Raw genomic sequence first — 25,036 nt, forward strand, 5'->3', positions numbered from 1 at the left:
ACGTCAGGCTGACGCGCAGTTGTCAGCGGGATGCAGTTTCGCGGCATAATCGGGAGGGAATGGCCGTCGAACTCCGCGAATGCGGAATAATCGTAGACAAGCGAGCCGCCGGGTCGCCGAAAGGACCACATGCGTCGCTCCCTCCGCCTTCTGACCATCCTCGGCGCGGTCGCCGTTCTCGCCTCGGGCTGCGCGTCCGCGAGCCCGGGCGCAGACCCGGCCCCCTCCGCATCCGCCGATTCCCTCGCCGGAACGGTCGAGGTGTACGCGGCCGCCTCGCTGCAGCGTTCGTTCGACGAGATCGCGACGGCGTTCGAGGCCGCCCACCCCGGAATCACGGTGAGCGCGGTCTACGACGGGTCGAGCACGCTCGCGACGCAGATCGGCGAGGGTGCCCCCGCCGACGTGTTCGCCTCGGCCGACGAGAAGAACATGGCCAAGGTCGCCGACCTGGCTCCCGACCCGCAGCCGTTCGCGGGCAACACGCTCGTGATCGCCGTGCCGACGGGCAACCCCGGAAAGGTCGCGACGCTCGCCGACCTCGCGCGGGTCACGACGGTGCTGTGCGCCGCCGAGGTGCCGTGCGGTGCCGCCTCGCAGACGCTGCTGTCGAACGCCGGGGTCGCGGTCACTCCGGCGAGCAGCGAGCAGAACGTCACCGCCGTGCTGACCAAGGTCGCCGCCGGCGAGGCCGACGCGGGACTCGTGTACGCGACCGACGCGAAGGGCAACGGCGACGTCGAGGCGATCGTGCCCGACGGCGCCGACACGGTGGTCAACACCTACCCGATCGCCACTCTCACCGACGCACCGAACCCCGAGGCGGCCGCGGCCTTCACCGCCTTCGTGCTGTCGGACGACGGGCAGAAGATCCTCTCCGACGCGGGATTCCGGGCTCCGTGACCGGCGGCGGCTTCGTTCCTCGCTGGCTGGTCGTGCCCGCCGGGATCGGACTGCTGTTCCTGCTCGTTCCGCTGACCGCCCTCGTCGCACGCGTGCAGTGGGCGACGCTGTGGAGCGACGTCACCTCGCCCGCCGCGCTGTCTGCCCTCGGCCTGTCGCTCGGAACGGGGGTGGTGGCGACCGCGGTGTGCGCGGTTGTCGGCATCCCTCTGGCTCTGCTCATCGCGCGCAGTCCCGCGCGCACGGCGGCGGTGCTGCGGGCCCTCGTGACCGTGCCGCTCGTGCTGCCGCCCATGGTCGGCGGCGTGGCGCTGCTGTACCTGTTCGGGCGTACCGGCCCCCTCGGCGCGCTGGGATTGCCGTTCACGACGCCCGCCGTCGTGCTCGCGCAGGTGTTCGTCGCCCTGCCCTTCCTGGTGCTCGCCGTCGAGGGCGCCCTGCGCAGCACCGGGGTGGGGTTCGAGCGCACCGCCGCCTCTCTCGGGGCGTCGCGCGCCACGATCCTGCGGCGCATCACCCTGCCGTTGGCGGCGCCCGGAATCGTGGCGGGGGTCGTGCTGTGCTTCGCCCGCGCGATCGGCGAGTTCGGTGCGACGGCCCTGTTCGCCGGCAACCGCCCGGGCGTCACGCAGACGATGCCGCTGGCGATCTACACCGCGTTCAACGGCGCGGGGGTGTCGCAGGGTACCGCGGTGGCCCTCTCGCTGCTGCTGCTCGTCACGGCGGTCGCCGTGCTGCTGCTCGTGCGCGGATGGCGCCCGGGGGTGGGGCGATGACGATCCCGGATGCCGCCGCGCTCAGCGCTCGCGTCGTCGTGCGCCGACGCGACTTCGCCGTCGACATCGCCCTCGACGTCGCCCCCGGCGAGACCGTCGCCGTGATGGGGCGCAGCGGAGCAGGCAAGTCGACGCTGCTCGGCGCGCTCGCGGGTCTCACCCCGCTCGACGACGGGGAGATCTCGGTCGACGGGCGCGTCCTCGACCGTGCGCCGCGCCTGCGGACGGCTCCGATGCAGCGCGGGATCGTGCTGCTCGGTCAGGACGCCCGGCTGTTCCCCCACCTGACCGCGCGCGAGAACGTCGCCTTCGGTCCGCGCTCGGCCGGGGTCGCGGCATCCGTCGCCCGTGCCGCCGCCGACGAGTGGATCGCGCGCGTGGGGCTCCCCGGCGACGGGGATCGCCGCCCCGCCGAGCTGTCGGGCGGAGAGCAGCAGCGCGTCGCGGTGGCCCGCGCGCTCGCCGCCGAGCCCCGGGTCGTGCTGCTCGACGAGCCCCTGGTCGCCCTCGATGCCGTCACGGCATCGGAGATCCGCGCGATGCTGCGCGAGCGCCTCGCCGGGGTGACGACGGTGGCCGTCACGCACGATGCGGTCGACGCGGCGGCCCTGGCGGATCGTCTCGTGATCGTCGAGCGGGGCCGCATCACGCAGCAGGGGTCGGTGCGCGAGGTGCTGTCGGCACCGGCGACGGAGGTGGCGGCGAAGATCGCCGGTCTCGAGCGGCTCATCGGCGAGGCGCGGGGCGGCGCCTGGCAGCGGGGCGACCTGCGACTCGAGTCGGCGGACGCCGCGCCCGTCGACGGGACAGCCCTGGCCGCGCTCTTCCGCGCGAGCGACGTGCGCCTCGGCGAGGTGCGGGCTGCCACGGTCGTCGCCCTCGAGCCGACGCCGTCCGGCGTCCGCGTGATCACCGATGAGGTCGTGGCCGAGGTCTCACCGGCCGAGGCGGCGGGCCTGCGCCCGGGCGACGTGGTGCGCTGGAGCATCGATCCCGCGCGGGTGCGATTCGCGCCGGCATCCTGACTCAGACGCCGACGACCCGCCCGCCCTCGAGCCGCACCTCGCGGTCGACCAGGCCCTCGGGCACCTCGACGTGCGAGACCAGCACCACGGCGCGTTCGCGCCCGACCGCACCGAGCAGATCGAGAAGAAGGGCATCGGATGCCGCGGGGTCGACGCCCGCGGTCGGCTCGTCGAGCACGAGCACCGGGAAGTCGCGCAGCAGCGCACGGGCGAGGGCGAGGCGCTGCGCCTGCCCGCCGGAGACGAGACCGCCGCGGTCGCCCACGCGGGCGTCGAGACCGCCGCGCTCGCGAGCCCACTCGGCCAGACCGACCCGGGCGAGCACATCCCACAGATCGTCGTCGGTCGCGGTGTCGCGCGCGAACAGGAGGTTCTGGCGGACCGACTCGTCGAACAGGTACGGCGCCTGGTCGATCAGGCCGATCGTCTGTCGCAGGTCGTCGCCCGACAGCTCCCGCGCCTCGACGCCGCCGAGGCGGAACGACCCCTCGTAATCGAGGAAGCGCGCGAGCACGTGCGCGAGGGTCGTCTTGCCCGCGCCGCTGGGACCCGTCACGAGCACGGTCTCGCCGGGTGCCACGCGCAGCGAGACGTCGGTGAGCCGGCCGGCGTCGCCGTCGGTCTCGGCCCTTGCGGGCCAGTGCGCGCGGATGCCGTGCAGCTCGAGGCCCGCGCCGAGCGCCGGGGCCACGCCGGTCGGGGTCGACTCGTCGCGCGGCAGGCCCGCGGGAACGGTGTCGGGCACGGCCTCGGCGAGGCGTTCGACCGCGGCGCGCACCTGCCGCCACGACGCGAGGGCGAGGGGCACCGGGCCGAACACGTCGAACACGGCCATCGGCAGCAGCACGACGACCGCCAGGCCGGGGCCGGAGAGCGTGCCGGCGGTGACCCCCGACGCCGCGACGATCAGAACGAGGAGCGAGGCGACACCCGCCAGCACCGACACCGCCCCCGCGGTGAGGCCCTGCGCGCCGCCGCGCCGCACGATCGCCCGGCGTAGCGCCGCATCGGCGTGCCGGACGCGCTCGCGCGCGGAATCGAGAGCCTCGTAGGCCGTGAGCACGTCGAGGTTCGCGAGCAGGTCGTGCACCGCGTCGGCGACGGCGGCGCGCAAGGGGGCGATCGAGCGTTCCGCCCGGGCTCCGGCGGCCCAGCCCACGGCGACGGCGACCGCGAAGGCCAGCGCGAGGCACAGCAGCAGCACGAGAGCGGCCGGCCACGACACGAACGCGGTGAAGACGACGGCGGCGAGGGCCGTGACTCCCGCGGTCACCAGCGGCAGCACCACGCGCAGGGGAAGGTTCTGCAGTTCTTCGACATCGTCGACCACGCTCGAAAGCAGACCGCCGCGGCGCGAGCGGGCGAGTCCGTCGGGGGCGAGGGCCACGAGATCGCGCACGAGGTCGGCGCGGACCCCGGCGAGCTGGTGCAGCGCCGCGTCGTGACCGGTGAGGCGCTCGAGATAGCGGAACACCCCGCGCGACAGCGCGAACGCGCGCACCCCGACGACGGCGACCGAGAGGTACATCACGAGGGGCTGCTCGGCCGCCCGCGTGATGAGCCACGCGCTCGCCGCGATCAGCGCGACGGCGCTCGCCGCCGAACCGAAGCCCGACAGGAGGGCGGGTGCGAGGCGGCGCGGGGTCGGCAGGGCCGAGCGCAGGATGCCGCGGACGCGGTCGTTCATGAGCGCACCTCCGGATGGAGCGAGGTGAGTTTGTGGACGGTCCCGGTCCCTTCGACAGGCTCAGGGACCTCGGGGGGCGGCTCAGGGACCTCGGGGGGCGGCTCAGGGACCTCGGGGGGCGGCTCAGGGACCTCGGGGGGCGGCTCAGGGCGCGGGTTTCCGGTCCCTTCGACAGGCTCAGGGACCTCGGGGGGCGGCTCAGGGACCTGTCGGGCTGCGTCGCGCGGGGGCGAGAGCTCGATCACCCGATCCGCGATCGCGCGGGCGGACCGGCGGTGCGAGACCAGGAGCACGCCCCGGCCGGCATCGGCTTCGCGGCGCAGCGTGGCCCACAGGTGCGCCTCGGTGTCGGCATCCAGAGCGCTCGAGGGCTCGTCGAGCACGAGCACCGCTGCTCCGACGACCCGGCTGCGGTACAGGGCGCGTGCGACGGCGACGCGCTGCGCCTCGCCGCCCGACAGACCCGCGCCGCCCGCGCCGAGCGGCGTACCGGGAGCGATGTCGGCCGCCCCCGCGTCGGCCAGGGCGGCAGCGATCTCGGCGGGATCGGCGGGGGAGCCGAGCGCGACGTTCTCGGCGACGGTGCCCGACACGAGTCCTGGACGCTGGCCCGCCCAGGCGACGACGGCGCGGGCGTGCGGCACGGCGACCCCGTCGACGAGCACCCGGCCGTCGTGCTCCGCGTAGCCGAGCAGAGCGGCGATCAGCGACGACTTGCCCACGCCGCTCGGTCCCGCGATCAGCACCACTTCGCCCGGACCCACCGAGAGCGAGACCGTCGGCAGGGCATGGCCCTCGCGATGCACCCGCACGCCGTCGAGGGCCACCGTCGATCCGAGCGTCGAGGGCGCGGCATCCGGAGTCTGTCCTTCCCGCGCGGAGCGCGCGGCGTCGAGGGCGTCGAAGATCTCCTCGGTCGCGGCGACTCCCTCGGAGGCTGCGTGGAACTGCACGCCCACCTGACGCAGCGGCAGGTAGGCCTCGGGGGCCAGCAGCAGCACGAACAGCCCCACGAGCAGCGAGAGATCGCCGGCGAGCAGGCGGAAGCCGATGGTCACCGCGACGATCGCGACCGAGATCGAGGCCAGGAACTCCAGCGCGAACCCCGACAGGAACGACACGCGCAGCACCGTCATCGTCTCGCGCTTGTAGTCGCGCGTGATGGTCTCGATGGAGTCGGCCGCGCGGTGCTGGCGTCCGAAGGCCTTCAGCGTGCCGAGCCCCTCGACGGTGTCGGCGAAGCGCGCGGCGAGGCGGCCGAGCGTGCGGTACTGCCTCTGCTGCACGCCGCGGGTGGCGAGGCCGATGAGCACCATGAACACCGGGATGAGGGGGATCGTCAGCACGACGATGAGCCCCGACAGCGGGTCGGCGAGGGTCATGGTGCCGATGAGGATCGGCATGGTGATCGCGGTGGCCACCAGCTGCGGCAGGTAGCGGCCGAAGTACGCGTCCAGCGCCTCTAGACCGTGCCCCGCGGTCACGGCGAGGCCGGCGGCATTGCGGGCGCCGAGCCACCGCGGGCCGAGGCGCGTCACGGCCGAGACGAGGGCGTCGCGCAGCTGCAGCGAGGCTGCCGCGGCGCCGCGGGCCGACACCCGCTCGGAGGCGGCGATCAGCGCTCCGCGCAGCACCACGAGTGCGGCCGCCATTCCCACGAAACCCCACACCTCGCTCAGCGTGCGCCCCTCGATCACCCCGACGAGCGCGCTCGTGAGCGCCCAGGCGAAGCCCACGATGACCCCCGCCTGCGCGAGCACGATCGCCGCGGTCACGGCGAAGAAGCTCCGCGACGCGGTCGCGTACCGCAGCAGGCGGGGGTCGACGGGTTTCATGGCGGGGGTCTCAGTGCGCGACGAGCGCGGCCTTCTCGATGCGGGCGCGGGTCACGCGCTTGCGGAACACCCAGTAGGTCCACCCCTGGTAGGCCAGGATCAGCGGCAGGAAAATCAGTGCCGCCCAGCTCATGATCGTGAGCGTGTAGTCGGTGCTCGACGCGTTGTCGATCGTCAGGCTCGCGCCCCCCGCGAGGGTCGAGGGCATGACGTTGGGGAACAGCGCGAAGAAGAGCGCGGCGACGGCGGCGACGATCGTGACGGCCCCGAGGGTGAAGGCGGTTCCCTCCCGATCGCGCAGGTTCGCGACCCACGACCCGATGAGGGTGAGGGCGGCGACCCCGGCGAGGGCGACGACACCGAGCAGCAGGGGCGCCTCGGCGTTCGCGGCGTCGATGATCGTCCAGACCAGGAAGAGTGCGGCCAGCGCGATCGTCAGCAGGCCCGCCTTCTTCGCGAGCGCCCGTGCGTCGGCGCGAACCTGCCCGTCGGTCTTGAGGGCCACGAAGTAGACGCCGTGCAGGAAGAACAGGCTCAGGGTGGTGAGACCGCCCAGGATGCCGTACGGGTTGAGCAGCGTCAGCACGGTGCCGGCGTACTCGTGGTCGGCATCCAGCGGCACGCCCTGCACGATGTTCGCGAACGCGACTCCCCAGAGGAATGCGGGCACGGCCGAGCCGATGACGATCATGCGGTCGAACGAGCGCTTCCATTTGAGCGAATCGCGCTGGTGGCGGTATTCGAAGGAGACGCCGCGGGCGATCAGAGCCAGCAGGATTGCCAGCAGCGGCAGGTAGAACCCGCTGAACAGCGTCGCGTACCACTCGGGGAACGACGCGAACAGCGCGGCGCCGGCCACGATGACCCACGTCTCGTTGAGGTCCCACACGGGACCGATGGTGTTGATGATCTGCCGACGGGCGATGTCGTCCTTGCCGAGGAAGGGGAGCGACATGCCGACGCCGAAGTCGAACCCGTCGAGCACGAAGTAGCCGACGAAGAGGAAGGCGACGATCCAGAACCAGAGCTGCGCGAGATCCATTTCCTGCTCCTAGTAGACCGTGGTGGGGGTGTTCTCGATGGAGTCGTCGTGCACGGCATCCGGATCGGGCAAGGGCTCGGGGCCCTTCTGCGCGAACTTGACGATGAGACCGAACTCGACGATCGCGAGGGTGAGGTAGACGAGGGTGAAGGAGACGAGCGAGATCAGCACGCTCCAGCCCGGCACGCTCGGCGAGACGCCGTCCTGCGTGAGCATGAGGCCGAACACGATCCAGGGCTGACGGCCCATCTCGGTGAACACCCATCCGACGAGGCTCGCGAGCATGGGCAGGGGAGCGGCCCAGATCGCGATGCGCCACATCCAGCCGGCGACGGGGCGCTTGGCGTTCTTGCGGGTGACCCACAGGCCCACGACGCTGACGAGCGCCGCGATGCCGCCGAGGGCGATCATCCAGCGGAACGCCCAGTAGGTGACCCACAGCACGGGGGCGAAGTTGCCGTCGACCTGGTCGGCGAACTGCGGGAACATCTGCTGGCTGTAGAGGGTGTTGAGGTCGTTGATGCCCTCGACGCAGCCGTCGAGCGAGTGCGTCGACAGGATGCTGAGCAGGAACGGCACGCGGATGCTGAACAGCTCGCTGGTTCCGTCGGGGGTGCCGAGCGTGAAGATCGAGAACGAGGCGTCCTGCCCGCAGACGGTGTTGAAGGTCGCTTCGGCCGCCGCCATCTTCATGGGTTGGGTCGCGACCATCACCAGGCTCAGCTGGTCGCCGACGATCGCGACGAGCACGAACGACACGAGCGTGCCCCACAGTCCGAAGCGCAGCGTCTTGCGCATCATGTCGGTGTTGCGTCCGCGCGCCATGTGCCAGGCCGAGACGGCGACGACGACCATGGCCGCGAACATCCAGCCGGCGAAGATCGTGTGCGGGAAGGCGGCGAGGGCCACGGGGTTGGTGAGCATCGCCCAGAAGTCGACGAGCTCGGCGCGGTGGCCGTCGGCCGACATCTGATAACCCACCGGGTTCTGCATGAACGCGTTCGCGGCGATGATGAAGTACGCCGAGAGGGTGGCGCCGATACCGGCCATCCAGATGCTCGCGAGGTGCGCGAGGCGGGGGAGCTTGTCCCACCCGAAGATCCACAGGCCGATGAAGGTCGCCTCGAGGAAGAAGGCGAGCAGGCCCTCGAAGGCGAGCGGGGCGCCGAAGACGTCGCCGACGAAGCGGGAGTAGGCCGACCAGTTCATGCCGAACTGGAACTCCTGCACGATGCCGGTGACCACGCCCATCGCGAAGTTGATCAGGAAGATCTTCCCGAAGAAGCGCGTGATGTGCAGCCACCGCACGTCTCCCGTGCGGTACCAGACGGTCTGGAAGATCGCCACGATGAGCGACATCCCCAGCGTCAGGGGCACGAAGAGGAAGTGGTACAGCGTCGTCAACCCGAACTGCCAGCGGGCGAGGGCGAGGGGGTCGAGCCACTCCATCAGGAGCCTCCGATCGAACCGGATTATGTGGTCAGACCACATGCTACGCCGCGCCGTCGGAGCGCCGAAGGGCGATGATTCGGCGTCGAACCACCTCCGCCGGTCTAGATTGGGGCTTACCGAGCAAGTCTTTTCCCGAACCCGTCCGGAGGCCGCATGTCGGTGCGTCAGAGCCTGCTCGCGATCCTCGATCGCGGCGCCTGCTACGGCTCGCAGCTGCGGGCCGAGTACGAGCGGCGCACGGGGGTCCGCGTGAACGTCGGCCAGGTGTACACCACGCTCGAGCGCCTCGAGCGCGACGGGCTGATCGAGAGCATCGGCGTCGACGACGAGGCCCACGTGCTCTGGCAGCCCACCGCCGCCGGTCGCGACGACGCGCGGTCCTGGCTCGCCGGTGCGTCGCTGGCCGAGGGGCGCGACGAGGTGGCGCTGAAGATCGCCCTCGCCGTCACTCTGCCGGGCGCCGACGTCGACGGCATCCTGTCGGCTCAGCGCGCGGCCGTGCGCGAGGCGCTCGCGCGGGTCGACGAGGAGGGGGCGGATGCCGCGCCGGCGGCCATCGTGCGCGCGGCGCGGCGGGCGCGGCTCGAGGCCGACCTGCGCTGGCTCGACGAGGTGGAGCAGCTCACGGTCGGAGCCGAGCCGTTCGGGCTGTCGGAGGAGCGTCCGCGGCGCGGTCGACCGGCCCGTTCCGCGGTCTGATCGCGGGTAACGCTGATCGTCGGATCCGTCAACCCCGGCGCGGGCCGGGGGTCTGCGGCGCACTGTGAGAGAACCCGAACGACCCAAGGAGTTCTCACATGGTCATGGAAGCACCGCTCAGTCGCTCGGGTTCTCTGAAAGCCGCCGCTCGCGCCGCCGCGAAGCTCGCCGCTCTCTCCGCGCCGACGACCCCGACCGTGATCTCCCCGTCGCCGGTCGCGTCGTCCGCGCTCGAGACGATCACCGAGATCCCGTGGACGCGCATCGACCTCGATCTGTACGAGGTCGCCCGCGGCGGATACATCGTCGGATACGTCGAAGTGGTCGGGGCGGTCTTCGTCGCCCTCGGCGGTACGCGCTACGACCGCGCGGTGGAGGTGTCGCAACACCTCACGTTCCACGCGGCCGTCGACGTGCTCGTGCGCCGCGGCGCCTGACCGCGGTTCGCCGAGCCGGTCTCACCGGGCGAGCGTGTAGCCCGCCTCGTCGATCGCACCCGCGAGGGCGGTCTCGTCGGCCGCACCGGTGGAGGCGATGCGCACGATCGAGGCGCCTCCGACGTGCAGCTCGACGTCGAGGACCTCGACGCCGTCGAGGGCGCTGAGCTCCTCGGTCACCGCGCGCACGCAGTGGTCGCAGGTCATGCCCTCGACGCGGAGTTCGTCGGTCGCGGGTCGGGAAGAGGGTGCGGATGCCGCGGCGCCATGGCCGCAGCCGCACGCGTCGCCGCAGCCGCCCGAGGTCGGGGTGGAGGCGCTCAGGCCGAGTTCGATGCGCTGCTCTGTCATGGGGGACTCCTTACGATCGAACCAGGCGGGCGATCGCCTGGTTGGCTTCTTTGAGCTTCTCTTCGGCGACGGGTCCGCCCTGAGCGGCCGCCTCGGCGACGCAGTGCGAGAGGTGGTCGTCGAGCAGTGAGAGGGCGACGTTCTCGAGGGCCTTGGTCACGGCCGACACCTGGGTGAGGATGTCGATGCAGTACTTGTCGTCGTCGACCATGCGGGCGATGCCGCGCACCTGGCCCTCGGCGCGGCGGAGGCGCTTGAGCAGGTCGTCCTTGTGGCCCTCGTATCCGTGCATGGTCCCAGCATACCCCCGAGGGGTATGACTAGCACCGTCTCCCGTCCTGTCAACCCCCTCGGCCGGAGGCGTCTCCTGACGGATCGTCGAATCATCAGGAGGTCGACATGTTCGCTCGTCGTACCGGTGGTGGTCTGCGATGACCACCGAGCCCTTCCCCACCGGCCCCCATCGCCCCGTTCGCATCCCGGCGATGCCCCCGCTGCGCTCGCAGCGGAGACAATCGGAGGATGACGAGAACGCTGGCGGCACTCCCGGGCGCCGCCCGGAGACTCTGCCTCAGTCGAAGAAACGGCGAGATCTGCACCCGTGAGAATGGCCACCGCGGGCTGCACCACCGCAAAGGCGGACGCCTGCTGTGGAACGACCTCCAGGCCGACCCGCCCGCGTGTAGCGGAGCGGGGACCGAGGCTGAACCCGCGCCGACACTCGACGACGGCTTCCCCGACGGTCGGGCTGTCTGCCCCGTCTGCTGGGCGTTCGTCGAACTGACCGCTGAGGGCACGCTGTCGGCGCACGACTCGTGGCGAGGCGACGAGTCGCGCGCCGAAGCGGATCACCGACGCGACTGGTTCAACGCGTTCGGGTGGTGACCAGCGCCGCGCGCCCGTCGACCACCTCCACGGTCTCGTCGAGCGCCTCGCGGTGCACGAGGTCGTGCGTGACGAGCAGGGTGGCCGTCTGCCGCTCGTGCGTCAGCCGCGCAAGCAGGCCCATGATCTCGGCTCCGCGTGCGGTGTCGAGGGCGCTGGTGGGTTCGTCGACCAGCAGCACCGAGGGCTCGTGCACGAGGGCACGGGCGATCGCCACGCGTTGACGTTGCCCGCCCGATAGCTGCGCCGGGCGGCGATCGGCGACGGCGGCGAGCCCCACGGCATCCAGCAGCTCGTCGACGCGACCGCGGACGAGGGCGCGACGCTCGCGCCGACCGGAGCCGCCGAGCTCTGCCATCACCCGCAGCTGCTCCCGCGCGGTGAGGGCGGGGAGCAACTGCGGCTGCTGGAACACGATGCCGATGCTCTCGCGGCGCAGCGTCGTGGCCTGCGAGCGACTTAGGCGCGTGGCATCCGTTCCCGCGATCATCACGCGGCCGGAGTCGGGCCGCACGAGGGTCGCCGCCAGCGCGAGCAGGCTCGATTTGCCCGAGCCCGACGGGCCGGTGATGCCGGTGAGCACCCCGGACCGCCCCTCGAGGGTGACGCGGTCGACCGCGGTGACGCGGGCGTCGCCGTCGGGGTAGGTGAGGGTGACGTCGTCGAGCAGGATCATCGGGTGCTCCCCAGAGCAGTGAGAGGGTCGGACGAGGTGACGGTGCGCAGCGACACGGCCGCGCCGGCGAGGCCGAGCGCGATCATGATGGCGGCGGGCGCGAGGGTGGTCAGGGGGTTCAGCACGAACGGCAACGCGCCCCCGGCCAGCGCTCCGAGCAGGGCGGTCAAGCCGATCCCGACGCCGACGCCGAGCACCAGCACGACCAGGGCCTGCCCCAGGGCGTCGCGCACGAGGGCCGGGGTGCTGGCACCGAGCGCCTTCAGCACGGCGACGTCGCCGGCGCGCTGCATGCTCCACACGGTGAAGAACGCCCCCACCACCAGTGCCGAGACGCCGAACAGCATCGCGATCATGAGCGCGAGCGAGCCGATCTCGGAGCGGAACGTAGGCAGCGCCGTGAGGCTCGAGAACGGGGCGGATGCCGTGGTGCCGGTCTCGGCGGCGACCTCATCCCACGCGGGAGTGCCGGTGACGGCCAGCACGGTCGCCGCGCCCGTGCCGCCGAGCCGCTCGTCGAGGGCGCGCAACGCCCCGGGAGTCAGGGCGAGTACCGGCGTGTGGCTGTACGACAGGTCGGCGCCGATCGACGACACGCGGAAGGCGGCTCCGGCGAGGGTGACGGTGTCGCCGACCCCGGCTCCGAGGGCCGTTGCCGCGGCAGAGGACAGGCCCACCTCGTCGTCGCCCGCCGCGCTCACGCCGAACGCGGGGGAGTCGAGCCCGAACAGGGCGACTCCCGCCGAGCCGCCGGGGCCCTCCGCTCGCGCCTGCGAGATGCCGACCGCGGTGACGCTCTCAACGCCCGGTGCCGCCCGCCACGCGGCGACGGTGGAGTCGTCGATCGCCGACTCGGCGAACGTGGCCGCGGCGTCGGCGGTGGGCTGCAGTACGAGCCGGTCGCCGGGCAGGGCGAGCACCGCCGAGACGTTCTGCGCGGCGAGACCGCCGGTCAGGCCGGAGAGAAAGCCGACCAAGAGGGTGATGAGGGCGACGACCGCCCCGATGAGGGCGAACCGCCCGCGGGCGAACCGCAGATCGCGCCATGCGACGTACACGTCGCCTCCTTCCGCCGGCGGATCTCACCGGTACCCCTCCAGCGTGGTCAGCGGACGCGTCCGCGTCATCGGGGCAACGGGCGAACCCGCTCTCCACCTTTCGGATGATCCGTCGGGGGCGCGGCTTCCGTAGCCTGGACACCGACATGCCGCACCGCACCCTCGCCCCCGTCTTCGCGGGCCTGCGCGTCGGCCTGCACGTTCTGTTCTGCGGGCTGCTCGCGCTGGTCGTGGTGCGCGTGCTCGTGACGAACGGCTCCCTCGTGGCGCTGGTGCTCGCCGGTGTCCTCGGCCTCGTCTATCTCTCGGGCCTCGTCGTCGCCCGGACGCGACGCCGCGCGTGGGGCATCGTGTGGATCGTGGCGCTGACGCTCGTGTGGGCGGCGCTGGTGTGGCTGGTGCCCGAGGCGGCCTATCTCGTCTTCCCGCTGTTCTTCCTGTACCTGCACCTGTTGCCGCGAGGGGTGGGACCGATCGCCGTGGTGCTGACCACGGCGCTGACCATCGTGGCGTTCGCGGTGCACGGCGGTCTGAGCGTCGGGGGCGTCGTGGGACCGATCGTGGGCGCCGGGGTGGCCCTGCTGATCGGACTGGGCTACTCGGCGCTCGAGAAGCGGGCGGCCGAGCGCGAGGCCCTGATGGCCGAGCTGTTGGCCACCCGCGACCGCCTCGCCGCCGCCGAACGCGAGCAGGGCACCCTCGCCGAGCGTTCGCGCCTCGCCCGCGAACTGCACGACACCGTCGCGCAGGGGCTGTCGAGCATCCAGATGCTGCTGCACGCGGCGGAGCGGGCGGATGCCACGGGCCCCGGCATCGCCCACGTGCGCCTCGCGCGCCAGACCGCGGCCGACGGCCTGGCCGAGACCCGTCGGTTCATCCGGGAGCTGGCGCCCCCGAGCCTCGATCGCGGGCTCGCGTCGGCGCTCGAACGCCTCGCCGCCGGGTGGGGGAGCCGAGAGGGCGTGGAGGTCGACCTCGACCTCGATGCGGAGGTGTCGCTGCCGATGGACGCGCAGACCGCTCTGCTGCGCATCGCGCAGGGGGCGCTCGCGAACGTCGGACAGCACGCGCGGGCCCACCGCGTCGGCATCCTGCTGGCGTCCGTCGAAGAGGGCGTACGGCTGACCGTGACCGACGACGGCATGGGGTTCGATATCGAGCGGGCGGAGTCCACGGCATCAGCCACCGATTCCTTCGGGCTGCGCGCCATGCGCGAGCGGGTCGACCAGCTCGACGGGCGCATCCAGGTCGACAGCGCCCCTCGCGCTGGCACGACTCTCACCGTGACCCTGCCGGTGGGGGCGTCGTGATCCACGTCGTCATCGCCGACGATCACCCCGTCGTGCGCGCCGGGGTCCGGGCCCTGCTCGACGCCGAGCCCGACATCGCCGTGGTGGGCGAGGCCTCGACCCCCGACGAGGCGGTCGCGCTCGCCGCCGACCTCGCCCCGGAACTCGTGTTGATGGACCTGCAGTTCGGCGACCGGGCCGCGGGAGCCGACGCCACCCGCCGCGTGCGTGCGCTCGCCGCCCCGCCCTACGTGCTGGTGCTGACCAACTACGACACCGACGGCGACATCCTGGGCGCGGTCGAGGCGGGCGCCAGCGGATACCTGCTCAAAGACGCGCCGCCGCACGAGCTGCTCGCCGGCGTGCGCGCCGCCGCTGCCGGGCAGAGCGCCCTGGCCCCGGCCATCGCGGGGCGCCTGCTCGCGCGCCTGCGCGAACCGCGGGTGACGCTGTCGGTCCGCGAGATCGAGGTGCTGCGCCTCGTGTCGCGCGGGGCGTCGAACGCCGACGTCGCGCGGCGCCTGCACATCACCGACGCCACGGTGAAGTCGCACCTCGCGCACGTCTTCTCCAAGCTCGGCGTGACCTCCCGCACCGCGGCGGTGTCGGCGGCCCGATCGCTCGGCATCCTGCGCTGACGACCGACCACCGCGTGCCCGTACGATGGGCCCCATGATCCGGGTGCGCGTGGTCGGGGTGGCGCTCGATCCCGCCCAGCAGCACGTGATCCTGCTCAAGCCCGTCGACGTCGAGAGCCACGGCGACCGCGTCCTGCCGGTGTGGATCGGTCCGCAGGAGGCGATGTCGATCCTGGTCGCGATCGAGGGCTCGGGGTCGCCGCGGCCGCTCGCGCACGACCTGATGACCGCGATGCTCGGCGAGCTGTCGGCCTCGGTCGACCGGGTCGAGGTGACGCACCTCGACGAGGGCACGTTCCACGCGCGGGTCGTGCTGAACACCCCGGTCGGCCCCCGCACCTTCGACGCGCGACCCTCGGATGCCATCGCCCTTGCCGCCCGCGCCGATGCGGTGATCCTCGTGGCCGAGGCGGTCTTCGCCGAGGCCGGGGTTCCCGACGAGGCGGTCGAGCTCGAGGCCGCGGCCGACGAGGACCGGGTCGAGGAGTTCCGTCGCTTCCTCGACGACGTCGATCCCGAGGATTTCCAGGGCTAGCACCGATGCCCGGGGCCCTCGGGCGCTCCTAGACTCGCGGAGGGGCCGCTCGCGGCGGCCGTGATCCACGACGAACGGGGTACCAATGCAACTCGCCATGGTCGGACTCGGACGAATGGGCGCCAACATCGTCCGCAGGCTCATGAGAGACGGTCACGACTGCGTCGTGTTCGACGTGAACCAGGACGCCGTGCAGGCCCTCGTGGCCGAAGGGGCCACGGGAGCGACCAGCATCGCCGACCTGGCCTCGAAGCTCGAGAAGCCGCGCGCGATCTGGCTCATGATCCCCGCCGGCCTCACCGGCACCGTCGTCGACGAGGTGGCCGCGGTGCTCGAGCCGGGCGACATCATCATCGACGGCGGCAACTCCAACTACCGCGACGACGTGCGCCGCGCGAAGAAGCTCGACGACAGCGGCATCCACTACGTCGACGTCGGCACCAGCGGCGGGGTCTTCGGTCTCGAGCGCGGCTACTGCCTCATGGTCGGCGGCCACGACGAAGCCGTCGCCCACCTCGAGCCGGTGCTGCGCACGATCGCCCCGGGCCCCGGCGAGGTCGAGCGCACACCCGGCCGCACCGGCGACTACTCGACCGAGGAGCGCGGCTACCTGCACTGCGGTCCGTCGGGCTCGGGACACTTCGTGAAGATGGTGCACAACGGCATCGAGTACGGCATCATGGCCGCGCTCGCCGAGGGACTGAACGTGCTCAACAGCGCCGACGCGGGCCTGCACCAGGGCGAGCACTCCGCCGAGGTCGCCCCGCTGGAGGAGCCCGAGTTCTACCAGTTCGACATCGACACCGCGCGGGTCACGGAGCTCTGGCGCCGCGGGTCGGTCATCTCGTCGTGGCTGCTCGACCTCACCGCCGCCGCCCTCTCGCAGAACCCCACGCTCGACGGCCTCGCCGGTCGCGTGTCGGACTCGGGTGAGGGCCGATGGACGGTGAAGGCCGCCGTCGACACCGGCGTGCCCGTGCCCGTGCTGGCGGCGTCGCTGTTCGAGCGTTTCGCCTCGCGCGGTGAGGACCACTTCGCCAACCAGGTGCTCTCGGCGATGCGTCTGCAGTTCGGCGGCCACCAGGAGCTGCCCGCGGGCGACGTGCTCGAAGCCGGCCAGAAGAAGGCCGAGAGCGGTCGCGACTGACGAGCGGCCCCGGCGCGGGTCGGGGCGGCGTCAGCGCTCGAGCAGGATCTGACAGATGAAGAGGCCCCCGCCGTCGTTCCACACCTCGACGGCGGGGGCCTCGCACGTGCCGTCTTCGGCGGTGAGCAGGTGGATGCCGGCGTCGTCGACGATCGCGTAGGGCCCGACCGTGCCGCGCACGGGCGCCGAAACCCCCTCGGGGAGGGGACCGGTCGTCGCCAGCGCCTGCATCAGCGGGGCGCTGGCCTCTTCGGTGTAGAAGGTGTTGCCGTCGTAGTCGCGGCAGTTGGGGGTGCCTCCCGCGCCGACCGGGAAGCCGGTGCCGAGGCAGTAACCGCCGGCGGCGACGTCGGGCAGGCCGCTGTTCGCGTCGCGGTAGGTCTCGAAGACCTGCTGCCATTGCACGAGCTTGTCGGTCGCGGCGGCGTTGGGCGTCGTCTGTCCTGCCGTCAGCAGCCACACGAGGAACGCGATGGCGCCGAGGATGATCACCCCACCCGTCGCGAGCGCGACGACCGCGGCGGGGTGGAGGCGGGCGCGGGTCGGGGCGGGGGACGACGTCGACATGGCGGGACGCTTTCTCGAGGGGTGCGCAAGACGCGAGAGCGGGTCGCGCCAGATTCACACGGGCGCGCGGCGCACAGAGCGCGCCGTCGCCCGTCGTCCCGGCGAGCCCCTCTCGCGTTCACCCGCCGTTTCGCACGCGTGTGATGGGGTGCTCACCATGCGGGCCGGATCCCACGGGTGAAGGCGCTCCCTCGGGCAGGGGAGACTAGAGGGATGAGCAGTTCCTCCGCGACCGCGCCCTCCGACCGCTACGTCGTCGCCACCGACGGCGCCTGCAAGGGCAATCCGGGGCCGGCGGGCTGGGCGTGGGTCGGCGAAGACGGGCACTGGGCCGCGGGCTCGATCCCCGAGGGCACGAACAACATCGGCGAACTGCTGGGTCTCCTGCACGCGATCACCGACCACCCCGACGTGCGCGAACTCGTCGTGCAGGCCGACTCGAAGTACGCCATCGACACGTACTCGAAGTGGATGGACGGCCACCGCCGCCGCGGCTGGGTCACGAGCGCGAAGAAGCCGGTCGCCAACCAGGGCATCCTCGAGGCGCTCATCGCCGCGCGCGACGCCCGTCGGGCCGCGGGGCTCCCCGACGTGGTGCTCGAGCACGTGCGCGGACACTCCGGCCACGTGCTGAACTCGTGGGCCGACGAGCGCGCGGTGCGGGCCTCGCAGCACGCCGCGAAGGGCGAAGAACTGATCTGGACGTCGTTGCGCGGCCTCGACCGACTCGAGGTGGCCTCGGCCCCGCCGCGGTCGGCAGCGGATCGCAACGGTCGCTGACCCGCGCGCAGCGCTAGCCCGCGAGCACCTCGGCCTCTTCTGCGGGGGTCAGTCCGGCGCGTCTCGGGCGATCGATTCCGCGCGCGCGTTCGTCGTCGAGCGTGCGACGCATCGTCTCGGCGAGCGGTCGTCGACGACCCCCGGATGCCACGAAGGCGGCGTCGCTGCGCCGCGAGAAGCCCCGCGCCTCGGCGGGGAGCCACAACGGCAGCGACCGCGGCCCGGCCCAGTACTGCACCCCGCGCGCCGAGAGGGTGTCGTCGTCGAGCGGCACGCTCTCGCTGACCGGCGCATCGGCGTGCCCCCGGGCGGTGTCGCCCCCGGCGGCGTCGCGAGCGGCGGCGAGCACCGCGGCGAGCGGCAGCTCTTCGCCGACCGCGTTGATCGGCCCCGTCACCCCCGTGCGCCCGGCGAGCTCGATCCACGCGGCGAGGTCGTCGACGTCGATGCCCTGCACGTGCCGACCGGCGGTCGCGGGCACGAGGACGCGGCCGCCGCGGGCGAACCGAGCCGGCCAGTAACCGTAGCGGTCGCTCGGGTCGCCCGGACCGACGATCAGTCCGGCCCGGGCGAGCAGAGCCCGATCGGGCAGTCGCGCCGCGGTGAGCCGTTCGGCGTGCACCTTGGCATCCGGATACGCCGTCAGATCCCGCGGCTCGACGAGATCGGCGCTTTCGTCGGCGAAGGGGACGTCGGAGTGGGCGTACACCGAGACGCTCGACACGAGCGTCCAGTGCGCGGCGCGGTCGGCCAGGGCCTCGAGGGCGGATGCCACGAACCCGGCGTCCCACGAGAGCTCGACGACCTCGTCCCAGTCGTGCCGCACGTCGGTGTAAGCGTGGGGGTCGTCGCGGTCGGCGCGCACGAGCCGCGCACCCGGCGCGGGGTCGCCGGAGTCGCCGCGGGCGAGGCACGTGACCTCGGCGCCGTGCGCGAGGGCATGAGCGGCGATGGCACGGCCCAGCCACGCCGTTCCGCCGAGGATGAGGACGCGTCGCATGCCGGCCAGCCAACCACCGTCGCGTGGCGGACGCGAGGGTGTTCGCGGGTGGCGGAGGCGAGGGTGCTGGCGAGCGGGTGTTCGCGCGGATGCGTCGCCGCGTGAGGGGGCCGCTGAGTCGGGCAGAAACGGGCCCGCCGGAGGGGCCGTCGCACGTCAGAACGGCGGCGGGTCGGGGTCGGGCGCGAAGGCGACTCGCCGCTCCGGCGGGTCAGTGGTGCGACGACCCAACGGGCTGGTCCATACGATGCTCCCGTCGGGCTGCTGCTCGGCTGTCCACGCGGCCTCGGTCTTGAGCACGTGATGGCGCTTGCACAGGCAGGCGAGGTTGCAAAGGTGCGTCGCGCCGCCCTTCGCGTGGTCCAGGTTGTGGTCGATCTCGCAGCGTCGGGCGGGCTGGCGGCATCCGGGGAATCGACAGTGCACGTCGCGGATGCGCACGAAGCGACGCATCGCGGGCGTCGGCCGGTAGCGGTCGACGGCGAGGGCGACACCGGTCACGGGATCGGTGAGCAGGCGTTCCCACCCGGGTGCCCCGGCCATGAGCTCGCGCGCCGTGTCGGCGTCGACGGGAGTGCATCCGTCGAGCATCGCCGCCCGCTCGCTCGCGCCGACGGCGGTGAGCACCGGAATGACGACCGAGACCTCGGCACGGATCGCCCCGAGGCCCCCGGGGAGGTGCGCCTGGGTCGGATCGACGACGGGCCGGCCGCCCAGGACGAGGTCGCACAGCAGGTCGGCGCGGGTCTCATCGATCGATCTCGTGTCGTCGACCCCACCGTCGTCGCCCGCGAGGTGCGCGACCTGGCGCACCGCGCGGGCCTGGCGCGTGAGGCGGTCGAACATCGCCCGGATCTTCGCGGCACTGTCGATCACCCCGAGCTGCGCCATGCCGTCGACGTCGTCTTCGATCCACACACGGCGCCGCTGGACGGCCTCGTCGTGGCGCTCGTCGATCGAGCGGGGCTGCAGCTCGTCGACCACGGCGCGGGCGAATGCGCGAGTGCCGGCGACGGTGTCGCGTTCGGCCCGTGCGAGCACTCGACGCTCGTACTGCCGTCGGCTCGGCTCGTCGACGAGGCACGCACCGATCTCGCGGACGACCTCGGTGTGCCGCGCCGTGATGCGCGCCTCGGCCAGTGCCTCCACCGTGGCGGGGAAGTCGTCGACCAGGCTCGCCGCCTCGGACAGGCGGCGCTGCGCCGTGCGGTCGTGCCACCGGAGTGCTGCGCCGATCTCGGCCGCCACCGACCGCAGCGCGAGCTCGCGCTCCTGCACGGCCGCGGGCGAGTGCGCGGTCCGCGCCGCGGCGATGGCGAACGCCCGGCCGAGCAGCCGCGCTCGCTCCGCCTCGAGCTTCGCGATCGACGCGTCGACCCGCATCAACGCCTCGACGATCTGGTCGAGCGCGAGCTCGTCCGCGTCGTCGGTGACGGGGCGGCTGTGCATGTAAACATGCTCCCGCCGACCTCCGACATCGGCCCGGGACGTCGGCCGGGGACAACGGCCCGAGACAGCGGCAAGGGCTTCCGCGCGAACCGATCAGCACGATAGGAAGAGACGTGCCCGACCAGCCGCAGGCCCCGTCCCTCATCCAGCGACGCATGACCCTCTCGCGCGGTCTGGCCTACCCGATCGCCGCCATCGCGGTATCGGCGCTCAATCTGATGTTCCAGATCGTGCCCCTCGTCGAGTCCGGTGGCACCGTCGGCTGGCAGTGGATCGTTGTCGTCCTCTGGGCGGTCCTGCTGACCGCGAGCATCGTCATGCTGGTCAGGGCGCGAGGTGCCATCGTCGCTTTCGAGCGCGAGCACGGCCGCGACGCGGGCAGGCAGAAGCCCGTCGGCCACCCCTGACGAGGCTTCTCCCCAGGCCTCGGCATCCGGAGATCGTCCACATCCGAGCCGCGTATCTCACTTTCGACATACGACCTCCGCTAGCTTCTCCGCCACGGCATATATCCCCGCACGGGGATCGACGAAGGGGTGGGAAAGATGACGGACACGCACACACCGCAGGTGCTCGGTCGGCCGACCGGAGCCTTCGTGGGGGCCTCCTGGGTGGCACTCGGGCTCGGCGCCTCGGTGTATTTCATCGGCCTGTACAGCGCGCACATGACGCTGGCCGAGAAGGGCTTCTACCTCTCGGTCTTCCTGCTCGGGCTGTTCGCCGCGATCTCGGTGCAGAAGGCCGTGCGCGACCGTGCGGAAGAGATCCCGGTCACCGGCGCATACCTCGGCGTCGCGTGGAGCATGCTGCTCGTCGCGCTCACGGTCATGGCCGTCGGCTTGTGGAACGCCGAGCTGCTGCTGTCGGAGAAGGGCTTCTACGGCATCGGATTCGCGATGAGCCTGTTCGCCGTCGTCGCCGTGCAGAAGAACGTGCGCGACCTCGCCGCATTCCGCTCCGTGCACCCCGAGCCCGCGCCGAAGGAGCACACGACCTACCCGACGATGGGGTGAGCTCAGCCGACCGGCGTCCCCTGGTGGAACAGGCACCGCGGTGCGGGGTCGCACCGCCAGAGGGACGACCGGCGGCTGACGCGATCTTCGAACCGCAGCAGGTACGTCAGCAGCACCGTGTCGGGTCCGAGCACTCGGTGCTCCCTCTCGCTCAGCGAGGGGGCGGGGTCGGTGCCCGGCTCGTTCTGCAGCGCGGCCACGATCTCGTCGCGCGTCCAGCGGCGGCCGGACTGACCGAACTCCACGAACGAGGGATCGAGCAGTCGGCCCGCCTCCTGCGGGTCGGAGCGCACAGACGGATCCAGCAGGTGCTGCTCGGCTGCCCAGGCCGCGGCGACGAGGGCCTCGTCATCCCGAACCCGCCCGCGGATCACGTACGACCGCTCGATCCCGGCGGTCTCCCGCCCCCAGGTGCTCGGGGCGACCCGACGCTGGTGGGCGTCGAATGCGGCCTCGTCGACGAAGCGCTCCGCCACCCGCCACACCAGCTCGTCAGCGGTGGGAGTGACCTCGAACGACAGGCATCCGGGCTCGGCGCGAGTCAGCGCGACGTGCTCGTCGAGGTGGGCGCGCACGCGTTCCGCCTCGGCCGCGTCGGCGCAGCGCAGCTCGCCGGAGAGCGTGACTTCAGGCCCGCGCGAAGGAGAGCGGTCGTCGGGATCGGCCGCGTCGAGGCGCGTCAGGGAAATGCCCACGAGCCCACCGTAGGCAGGAACGTCCAGCAGAGTCGTATCGCGGCGTCGGTACCCTGGAACCGCCGAGTCGCGTCACCGACTCGCGCGCACCCGAAGGAGACCCCCATCGCCGCTTCGCCCTCTTCGACGAGGATCCGCGCCCTGCGCACCGCCTCCCTCGCGATCGCCGGGATCGGCGCCGCGATCACCATGGGCGCCCTGGGGCCCTGGTTCACGCCGGTGATCCTGCTGGTCGCCACGGCCGGGGCGCTGCTCGTCATCTGGCGGAGCGATGGGGCCACGGTCGGTGCCCGCGCCACGGTGCCGGTGCTCGTCGTCGTGGTCGCCCTCACGGTGGCGGCTCTGCTCGGTCTCGCGGGCCCCCTGCCCTCGGGGTGGGTGTGGGCCTCGCTCGGCGCGTATGCCGTGGCGTGGGGTGAGTACCTCGTGTCGCAGACCATCGCGCGTTCGCACGGGCTGACGGGCTACCGGTAATCCCCGCCGCGGCGCGTTGATCGGCGCCGCTCGGATCACCGCAGCTCGAGGCAGACCAGGTCGGGCCGCTCGTCCCACGACGGCACGACCTCGAACCCGGCGCGCGCGTACAGCGACAGCGCGGGCTCGCGCCATCTCCACACGGACAGCCGCACCGGTCGTGGCGCACCGTCGACGGCGGTGGCCAGCAGCGCTGAACCGACGCCGCGACCGCGGGCGGCCGGGGTCGTCCAGAAGCGGGAGATCTCGCCTCCCTCGGCTGAGCGCGCGATCACCACGACGCCGCAGTCCTCATCGTCGACCGCGGCGATGAGCACGCGACGGTCGGCGAAGACGTCGGCCGGATCGTCGATCTCGCGCGCGTAGCGGGCGGGCATCGCGGCATCCGCGTCGACGAGTCCGTGCTCGGCCTTCTCGGACTCGGTGCGACGGAGGTAGTCGCCGACGAGCATCGAGACGGACTCACCGTCGCGCGGGAACCGGGCGGTGCGGATGACGACGCTCACCGCCCCACCGTAGACGGAACGGGCCCGGATGCCGGGGAATCGGCATCCGGGCCCGTCCGGGCACTCGCGAATCAGGCGGTGGCGAGAGTCGACTGCCAGCCGAGGGCGGGGGCGACGTGCTTCGCGAAGTTCTCCACCAGGCGCAGGTTGAAGTCGACGCCCATCTGCGAAGGGATCGTGAGCATGAGCGTGTCGGCGCTCATGACGGCGGCGTCGTTCTGCAGCTGCTCCACGAGCACCTCGGGGGGTGCGGCGTAGGTCTTGCCGAAGGTCGAGCGCATGCCGTCGATCACGCCGATCTGGTCGCTGCCGGACGAACCGCCGAAGTACATCTCGTCTTCGGCCGTGACGATCGGGAAGATGCTGCGACTGACCGAGGTGCGGGGCTCGCCCGGGTGTCCGGCCTCGCGCCACGCGGCGCGGAAGGCGTCGAGCTGCTGCGCCTGCAGGATGTCGAACGGCGTGCCGTCGGCCTCGGTGAGCAGCGTTGACGACATGAGGTTGACGCCCAGGCGTCCCGCCCACTCGGCGGTCGCGGTGGTGCCGGCACCCCACCAGATGCGCTGACGCAGACCGGGGGAGTGCGGCTCGATGCGCTGCAGGCCGGTGCCGCCGCCGAAGGGGCTGTGCGGGTCGCGCTCGGCGAGACCCTCGCCGTCGATTGCGCGCAGGAACAGGTCGAAGTGCTCGCGGGCGATGTCGCCGCCGCGCGGGTCTTGCGAGCCCGTGTAGCCGAACGCCTCGTAGCCGCGCACGACCGACTCGGGTGAGCCACGGCTCACGCCGAGGGCGAGTCGATTGCCGCTGATGAGGTCGACGGATGCCGCCTCCTCGGCGAGCACGAGCGGGTTCTCGTACCGCATGTCGATCACGCCGGTGCCGACCTCGATGCGCGAGGTGCGGGCGGCGATCGCGGCAAGCAGGGGCATGGGGGCGGCCTGCTGGCGGGCGAAGTGGTGAACGCGGAACGAGACGCCGTTGACCCCGAGGTCGTCCATGCCCTGGGCGAGATCGATCGCCTGGAGCATCGAGTCGCCGGCGGTCAGTTGACGCCCACCGCCGAGGGGCCCGTAGTGGCCGAAGGAGAGTGTGCCGAAGGAGCGCATGTCGGATACAACATCACACTCCTCGATCTATTCCCGCGCATATACCGCGATCGGCCCCGGGGGCGTCCAGGTGTGGAACCATTCAGAGCATGGACGATGACGTGCTCCAGGAGTTGCAGCTCCTGCGCGCACGGGCGTACGGACCCGACGCCGACATCGCCGATGACCCCGCAGCCCAGCAGCGGCTCGCACAGCTCGAGGAGCAGGAGCGACGGGCTCGCGCGACCCCGGCTCCGACCCCGGTCGACCCGCCCCCGCTGCCGCCCCGGCCTGCCGTCGACCCCGCCGCCGCGGCATCCGGAACCTCCCGCCCCCTCGAGGTCGCGAGCACCGACGAGACGCCGTCCGACGATGACGCAGGTCGCGACCACGAGACGCCCCGCGAGCGCCGCCCGCTCGTGCGGTCGAAGCGCAGCTTCTGGGCGTGGGCGATATCTCTGGCGGCGGTCACCGCCCTCGCGAGCGCCGCCACGGCGTCGGGGGTGGCGCTCGTTCCGGTGTCGACGGCGACGGGGGCGTCGCAGGTCGACGTGCTCGTGCCCGATCCCGCGGCCACGGTCCCCTCGATCTTCGGCGACCGCGGACTCGACTCCCGCGGCTACCGCGACTACTTCGGCGTGACCGCCTTCGCCGGGTACGTGCAGATCGACGCGAGCGAGAACCGCAGCCCCTGCCTGTACCTCCTCGACACCGACGAGGTCGACCAGGGTGGTTCGCGCGGCTTCCGCGGCAACTTCGTCTACGGCGGGTGCGGCGCGGGAGTGTTCCCCGCGACCGTGCAGTTCGTCGTCGCCGACGGCATGCCCGAGGCCTTCGTCGAGCGGTTCCCCCTCGGCACGAGCGTGCAGTTCGTCTTCGACGGAGAGAACGTCGGGGTCTTCGCGGACCGCGACGGAGAGGACCGACCCGCGGTCGCGGCAGGCGGCATCCAGGGCGGTCCCTGAACCTGTCGGAGGGCGGTCCCTGAGCCTGTCGAAGGGCGGTCCCTGAGCCTGTCGAAGGGCGGTCCCT

At 72.3% G+C, this 25,036-nt stretch carries 29 protein-coding genes; 15 read left to right on the top strand and 14 right to left on the bottom strand.

Annotated elements, in window-relative coordinates:
* Window positions 1-129 precede the first annotated feature (129 nt).
* From modA to LPW41_RS13530, 3 genes are read left to right on the top strand one after another with little or no spacing between them, the layout of a single operon-like run.
* A complete protein-coding gene (modA, locus tag LPW41_RS13520) occupies window positions 130-903 on the top strand; it encodes a molybdate ABC transporter substrate-binding protein (protein ID WP_230705107.1) in 774 nt (257 codons plus the stop codon).
* Window positions 900-1,679 carry a molybdate ABC transporter permease subunit gene (gene modB / locus LPW41_RS13525; protein ID WP_144832801.1) on the top strand — a complete coding sequence of 260 codons (780 nt, stop codon included), beginning with the start codon at window positions 900-902 and terminating at the stop codon, window positions 1,677-1,679. The genes modA and modB overlap by 4 nt, the downstream gene beginning before the upstream one ends.
* On the top strand, window positions 1,676-2,704 hold the full coding sequence (locus LPW41_RS13530) for a sulfate/molybdate ABC transporter ATP-binding protein (protein ID WP_230705108.1): 1,029 nt from the start codon (window positions 1,676-1,678) through the stop codon (window positions 2,702-2,704). The genes modB and LPW41_RS13530 overlap by 4 nt, the downstream gene beginning before the upstream one ends.
* Window position 2,705: 1 nt before the next feature.
* Here the strand turns inward: LPW41_RS13530 and cydC are convergent, their stop codons facing one another.
* The 4 genes from cydC to LPW41_RS13550 are packed head-to-tail and all read right to left on the bottom strand — an operon-like array spanning window position 2,706 to window position 8,717.
* Entirely contained in the window at window positions 2,706-4,391 is a 1,686-nt protein-coding gene (gene cydC / locus LPW41_RS13535) for a thiol reductant ABC exporter subunit CydC (RefSeq protein WP_230705109.1), read from the bottom strand.
* Window positions 4,388-6,226 (bottom strand): thiol reductant ABC exporter subunit CydD, encoded by a 1,839-nt coding sequence (gene cydD, locus LPW41_RS13540; protein WP_230705110.1) that lies wholly within the window; start codon window positions 6,224-6,226, stop codon window positions 4,388-4,390. Before cydD ends, cydC begins: the two co-directional genes overlap by 4 nt.
* Window positions 6,227-6,236: 10 nt before the next feature.
* Window positions 6,237-7,268, bottom strand: a complete 1,032-nt coding sequence (cydB, locus tag LPW41_RS13545) for a cytochrome d ubiquinol oxidase subunit II (RefSeq protein WP_154097376.1) — start codon at window positions 7,266-7,268, stop codon at window positions 6,237-6,239.
* Window positions 7,269-7,277: 9 nt separating this feature from the next.
* Window positions 7,278-8,717 (bottom strand): cytochrome ubiquinol oxidase subunit I, encoded by a 1,440-nt coding sequence (locus LPW41_RS13550; protein ID WP_230705111.1) that lies wholly within the window; start codon window positions 8,715-8,717, stop codon window positions 7,278-7,280.
* Between the two features lie 156 nt (window positions 8,718-8,873).
* Between LPW41_RS13550 and LPW41_RS13555 the strand changes: the two genes are divergently transcribed.
* Entirely contained in the window at window positions 8,874-9,419 is a 546-nt protein-coding gene (locus tag LPW41_RS13555; RefSeq protein WP_230705112.1) for a PadR family transcriptional regulator, read from the top strand.
* A 98-nt stretch (window positions 9,420-9,517) separates the two neighbouring features.
* The gene (locus tag LPW41_RS13560; RefSeq protein WP_144832812.1) at window positions 9,518-9,856 is read left to right on the top strand and encodes a hypothetical protein; all 339 of its coding nucleotides are present in this window, start codon (window positions 9,518-9,520) and stop codon (window positions 9,854-9,856) included.
* Between the two features lie 21 nt (window positions 9,857-9,877).
* Here the strand turns inward: LPW41_RS13560 and LPW41_RS13565 are convergent, their stop codons facing one another.
* Window positions 9,878-10,207: a heavy-metal-associated domain-containing protein gene (locus LPW41_RS13565; protein WP_144832813.1), complete on the bottom strand. Its 330-nt coding sequence runs from the start codon at window positions 10,205-10,207 to the stop codon at window positions 9,878-9,880.
* Window positions 10,208-10,217: 10 nt separating this feature from the next.
* Entirely contained in the window at window positions 10,218-10,499 is a 282-nt protein-coding gene (locus tag LPW41_RS13570; protein ID WP_144832815.1) for a metal-sensitive transcriptional regulator, read from the bottom strand.
* 230 nt (window positions 10,500-10,729) lie between these two features.
* Between LPW41_RS13570 and LPW41_RS13575 the strand changes: the two genes are divergently transcribed.
* On the top strand, window positions 10,730-11,092 hold the full coding sequence (locus LPW41_RS13575; RefSeq protein WP_230705113.1) for a hypothetical protein: 363 nt from the start codon (window positions 10,730-10,732) through the stop codon (window positions 11,090-11,092).
* Here LPW41_RS13575 and LPW41_RS13580 read toward each other — a convergent pair.
* Complete coding sequence (locus LPW41_RS13580) at window positions 11,073-11,768, bottom strand: ABC transporter ATP-binding protein (protein WP_154097381.1); 696 nt, start codon at window positions 11,766-11,768, stop codon at window positions 11,073-11,075. The genes LPW41_RS13575 and LPW41_RS13580 overlap by 20 nt on opposite strands.
* A complete protein-coding gene (locus LPW41_RS13585; RefSeq protein WP_230705114.1) occupies window positions 11,765-12,826 on the bottom strand; it encodes an ABC transporter permease in 1,062 nt (353 codons plus the stop codon). Before LPW41_RS13585 ends, LPW41_RS13580 begins: the two co-directional genes overlap by 4 nt.
* Window positions 12,827-12,972: 146 nt before the next feature.
* On the opposite strand from LPW41_RS13585, the gene LPW41_RS13590 reads away from it, so the two are divergent.
* The 4 genes from LPW41_RS13590 to gnd all read left to right on the top strand — a co-directional run bounded on the left by LPW41_RS13590 (window position 12,973) and on the right by gnd (window position 16,435).
* The gene (locus LPW41_RS13590) at window positions 12,973-14,136 is read left to right on the top strand and encodes a sensor histidine kinase (RefSeq protein WP_230705115.1); all 1,164 of its coding nucleotides are present in this window, start codon (window positions 12,973-12,975) and stop codon (window positions 14,134-14,136) included.
* Window positions 14,133-14,753 carry a response regulator transcription factor gene (locus LPW41_RS13595; protein ID WP_230705116.1) on the top strand — a complete coding sequence of 207 codons (621 nt, stop codon included), beginning with the start codon at window positions 14,133-14,135 and terminating at the stop codon, window positions 14,751-14,753. The genes LPW41_RS13590 and LPW41_RS13595 overlap by 4 nt, the downstream gene beginning before the upstream one ends.
* A 34-nt stretch (window positions 14,754-14,787) precedes the next feature.
* Window positions 14,788-15,288 carry a bifunctional nuclease family protein gene (locus tag LPW41_RS13600; protein WP_230705117.1) on the top strand — a complete coding sequence of 167 codons (501 nt, stop codon included), beginning with the start codon at window positions 14,788-14,790 and terminating at the stop codon, window positions 15,286-15,288.
* A gap of 85 nt (window positions 15,289-15,373) precedes the next feature.
* On the top strand, window positions 15,374-16,435 hold the full coding sequence (gene gnd / locus LPW41_RS13605) for a phosphogluconate dehydrogenase (NAD(+)-dependent, decarboxylating) (RefSeq protein WP_230705118.1): 1,062 nt from the start codon (window positions 15,374-15,376) through the stop codon (window positions 16,433-16,435).
* Between the two features lie 30 nt (window positions 16,436-16,465).
* On the opposite strand, the gene LPW41_RS13610 is transcribed toward gnd, so the two are convergent.
* A complete protein-coding gene (locus tag LPW41_RS13610; RefSeq protein ID WP_144832827.1) occupies window positions 16,466-17,002 on the bottom strand; it encodes a hypothetical protein in 537 nt (178 codons plus the stop codon).
* Window positions 17,003-17,215: 213 nt separating this feature from the next.
* On the opposite strand from LPW41_RS13610, the gene LPW41_RS13615 reads away from it, so the two are divergent.
* Window positions 17,216-17,782, top strand: coding sequence for a ribonuclease H (locus LPW41_RS13615; RefSeq protein WP_144832829.1), 567 nt, complete (start codon window positions 17,216-17,218; stop codon window positions 17,780-17,782).
* 13 nt (window positions 17,783-17,795) lie between these two features.
* Here LPW41_RS13615 and LPW41_RS13620 read toward each other — a convergent pair whose 3' ends face one another.
* Together LPW41_RS13620 and LPW41_RS13625 are read right to left on the bottom strand one after the other, a co-directional pair.
* Window positions 17,796-18,782 (bottom strand): NAD-dependent epimerase/dehydratase family protein, encoded by a 987-nt coding sequence (locus LPW41_RS13620; protein ID WP_230705119.1) that lies wholly within the window; start codon window positions 18,780-18,782, stop codon window positions 17,796-17,798.
* Window positions 18,783-18,938: 156 nt separating this feature from the next.
* Window positions 18,939-20,231 (bottom strand): HNH endonuclease signature motif containing protein, encoded by a 1,293-nt coding sequence (locus LPW41_RS13625; RefSeq protein ID WP_230705120.1) that lies wholly within the window; start codon window positions 20,229-20,231, stop codon window positions 18,939-18,941.
* A gap of 113 nt (window positions 20,232-20,344) precedes the next feature.
* Between LPW41_RS13625 and LPW41_RS13630 the strand changes: the two genes are divergently transcribed.
* Window positions 20,345-20,638 carry a hypothetical protein gene (locus LPW41_RS13630; protein ID WP_230705121.1) on the top strand — a complete coding sequence of 98 codons (294 nt, stop codon included), beginning with the start codon at window positions 20,345-20,347 and terminating at the stop codon, window positions 20,636-20,638.
* A 138-nt stretch (window positions 20,639-20,776) separates the two neighbouring features.
* On the top strand, window positions 20,777-21,244 hold the full coding sequence (gene yiaA / locus LPW41_RS13635; RefSeq protein ID WP_230705122.1) for an inner membrane protein YiaA: 468 nt from the start codon (window positions 20,777-20,779) through the stop codon (window positions 21,242-21,244).
* 2 nt (window positions 21,245-21,246) lie between these two features.
* On the opposite strand, the gene LPW41_RS17105 is transcribed toward yiaA, so the two are convergent.
* Entirely contained in the window at window positions 21,247-21,939 is a 693-nt protein-coding gene (locus tag LPW41_RS17105) for a DUF4440 domain-containing protein (protein ID WP_308071719.1), read from the bottom strand.
* Between the two features lie 189 nt (window positions 21,940-22,128).
* Here LPW41_RS17105 and LPW41_RS13650 point away from each other — a divergent pair, with 189 nt between their 5' ends.
* Complete coding sequence (locus tag LPW41_RS13650; RefSeq protein ID WP_230705123.1) at window positions 22,129-22,413, top strand: hypothetical protein; 285 nt, start codon at window positions 22,129-22,131, stop codon at window positions 22,411-22,413.
* Window positions 22,414-22,448: 35 nt separating this feature from the next.
* Here LPW41_RS13650 and LPW41_RS13655 read toward each other — a convergent pair whose 3' ends face one another.
* Window positions 22,449-22,919, bottom strand: a complete 471-nt coding sequence (locus LPW41_RS13655) for a GNAT family N-acetyltransferase (RefSeq protein ID WP_230705124.1) — start codon at window positions 22,917-22,919, stop codon at window positions 22,449-22,451.
* Window positions 22,920-22,990: 71 nt separating this feature from the next.
* Window positions 22,991-24,025, bottom strand: a complete 1,035-nt coding sequence (locus tag LPW41_RS13660) for an LLM class flavin-dependent oxidoreductase (RefSeq protein WP_230705125.1) — start codon at window positions 24,023-24,025, stop codon at window positions 22,991-22,993.
* An 89-nt stretch (window positions 24,026-24,114) separates the two neighbouring features.
* Here LPW41_RS13660 and LPW41_RS13665 point away from each other — a divergent pair, with 89 nt between their 5' ends.
* Window positions 24,115-24,969 (top strand): hypothetical protein, encoded by an 855-nt coding sequence (locus tag LPW41_RS13665; RefSeq protein WP_230705126.1) that lies wholly within the window; start codon window positions 24,115-24,117, stop codon window positions 24,967-24,969.
* Window positions 24,970-25,036 lie beyond the last annotated feature (67 nt).

The sequence above is a fragment of the Microbacterium sp. JC 701 genome (genome assembly GCF_021026215.1).
GTDB classification, from domain to species: Bacteria; Actinomycetota; Actinomycetes; order Actinomycetales; family Microbacteriaceae; genus Microbacterium; species Microbacterium algihabitans.

Excerpts from the sequence above, each read along its gene's own strand:
- LPW41_RS13570 (WP_144832815.1), bottom strand. The coding sequence starts at position 10,499 with ATGCACGGATACGAGGGCCACAAGGACGACCTGCTCAAGCGCCTCCGC.
- gnd (WP_230705118.1), top strand. The coding sequence starts at position 15,374 with ATGCAACTCGCCATGGTCGGACTCGGACGAATGGGCGCCAACATCGTC.
- LPW41_RS13625 (WP_230705120.1), bottom strand. The coding sequence starts at position 20,231 with ATGCACAGCCGCCCCGTCACCGACGACGCGGACGAGCTCGCGCTCGAC.
- LPW41_RS13660 (WP_230705125.1), bottom strand. The coding sequence starts at position 24,025 with ATGCGCTCCTTCGGCACACTCTCCTTCGGCCACTACGGGCCCCTCGGC.
- LPW41_RS13590 (WP_230705115.1), top strand. The coding sequence starts at position 12,973 with ATGCCGCACCGCACCCTCGCCCCCGTCTTCGCGGGCCTGCGCGTCGGC.
- LPW41_RS13650 (WP_230705123.1), top strand. The coding sequence starts at position 22,129 with ATGGGCGCCCTGGGGCCCTGGTTCACGCCGGTGATCCTGCTGGTCGCC.
- LPW41_RS13580 (WP_154097381.1), bottom strand. The coding sequence starts at position 11,768 with ATGATCCTGCTCGACGACGTCACCCTCACCTACCCCGACGGCGACGCC.
- cydD (WP_230705110.1), bottom strand. The coding sequence starts at position 6,226 with ATGAAACCCGTCGACCCCCGCCTGCTGCGGTACGCGACCGCGTCGCGG.
- LPW41_RS13575 (WP_230705113.1), top strand. The coding sequence starts at position 10,730 with ATGACGAGAACGCTGGCGGCACTCCCGGGCGCCGCCCGGAGACTCTGC.
- LPW41_RS13600 (WP_230705117.1), top strand. The coding sequence starts at position 14,788 with ATGATCCGGGTGCGCGTGGTCGGGGTGGCGCTCGATCCCGCCCAGCAG.
- cydB (WP_154097376.1), bottom strand. The coding sequence starts at position 7,268 with ATGGATCTCGCGCAGCTCTGGTTCTGGATCGTCGCCTTCCTCTTCGTC.
- LPW41_RS13620 (WP_230705119.1), bottom strand. The coding sequence starts at position 18,782 with ATGCGACGCGTCCTCATCCTCGGCGGAACGGCGTGGCTGGGCCGTGCC.
- LPW41_RS13665 (WP_230705126.1), top strand. The coding sequence starts at position 24,115 with ATGGACGATGACGTGCTCCAGGAGTTGCAGCTCCTGCGCGCACGGGCG.
- LPW41_RS13615 (WP_144832829.1), top strand. The coding sequence starts at position 17,216 with ATGAGCAGTTCCTCCGCGACCGCGCCCTCCGACCGCTACGTCGTCGCC.
- LPW41_RS13530 (WP_230705108.1), top strand. The coding sequence starts at position 1,676 with ATGACGATCCCGGATGCCGCCGCGCTCAGCGCTCGCGTCGTCGTGCGC.
- LPW41_RS13610 (WP_144832827.1), bottom strand. The coding sequence starts at position 17,002 with ATGTCGACGTCGTCCCCCGCCCCGACCCGCGCCCGCCTCCACCCCGCC.
- yiaA (WP_230705122.1), top strand. The coding sequence starts at position 20,777 with ATGACGGACACGCACACACCGCAGGTGCTCGGTCGGCCGACCGGAGCC.
- modA (WP_230705107.1), top strand. The coding sequence starts at position 130 with ATGCGTCGCTCCCTCCGCCTTCTGACCATCCTCGGCGCGGTCGCCGTT.
- LPW41_RS13555 (WP_230705112.1), top strand. The coding sequence starts at position 8,874 with ATGTCGGTGCGTCAGAGCCTGCTCGCGATCCTCGATCGCGGCGCCTGC.
- cydC (WP_230705109.1), bottom strand. The coding sequence starts at position 4,391 with ATGAACGACCGCGTCCGCGGCATCCTGCGCTCGGCCCTGCCGACCCCG.
- LPW41_RS13560 (WP_144832812.1), top strand. The coding sequence starts at position 9,518 with ATGGTCATGGAAGCACCGCTCAGTCGCTCGGGTTCTCTGAAAGCCGCC.
- LPW41_RS13565 (WP_144832813.1), bottom strand. The coding sequence starts at position 10,207 with ATGACAGAGCAGCGCATCGAACTCGGCCTGAGCGCCTCCACCCCGACC.
- LPW41_RS13550 (WP_230705111.1), bottom strand. The coding sequence starts at position 8,717 with ATGGAGTGGCTCGACCCCCTCGCCCTCGCCCGCTGGCAGTTCGGGTTG.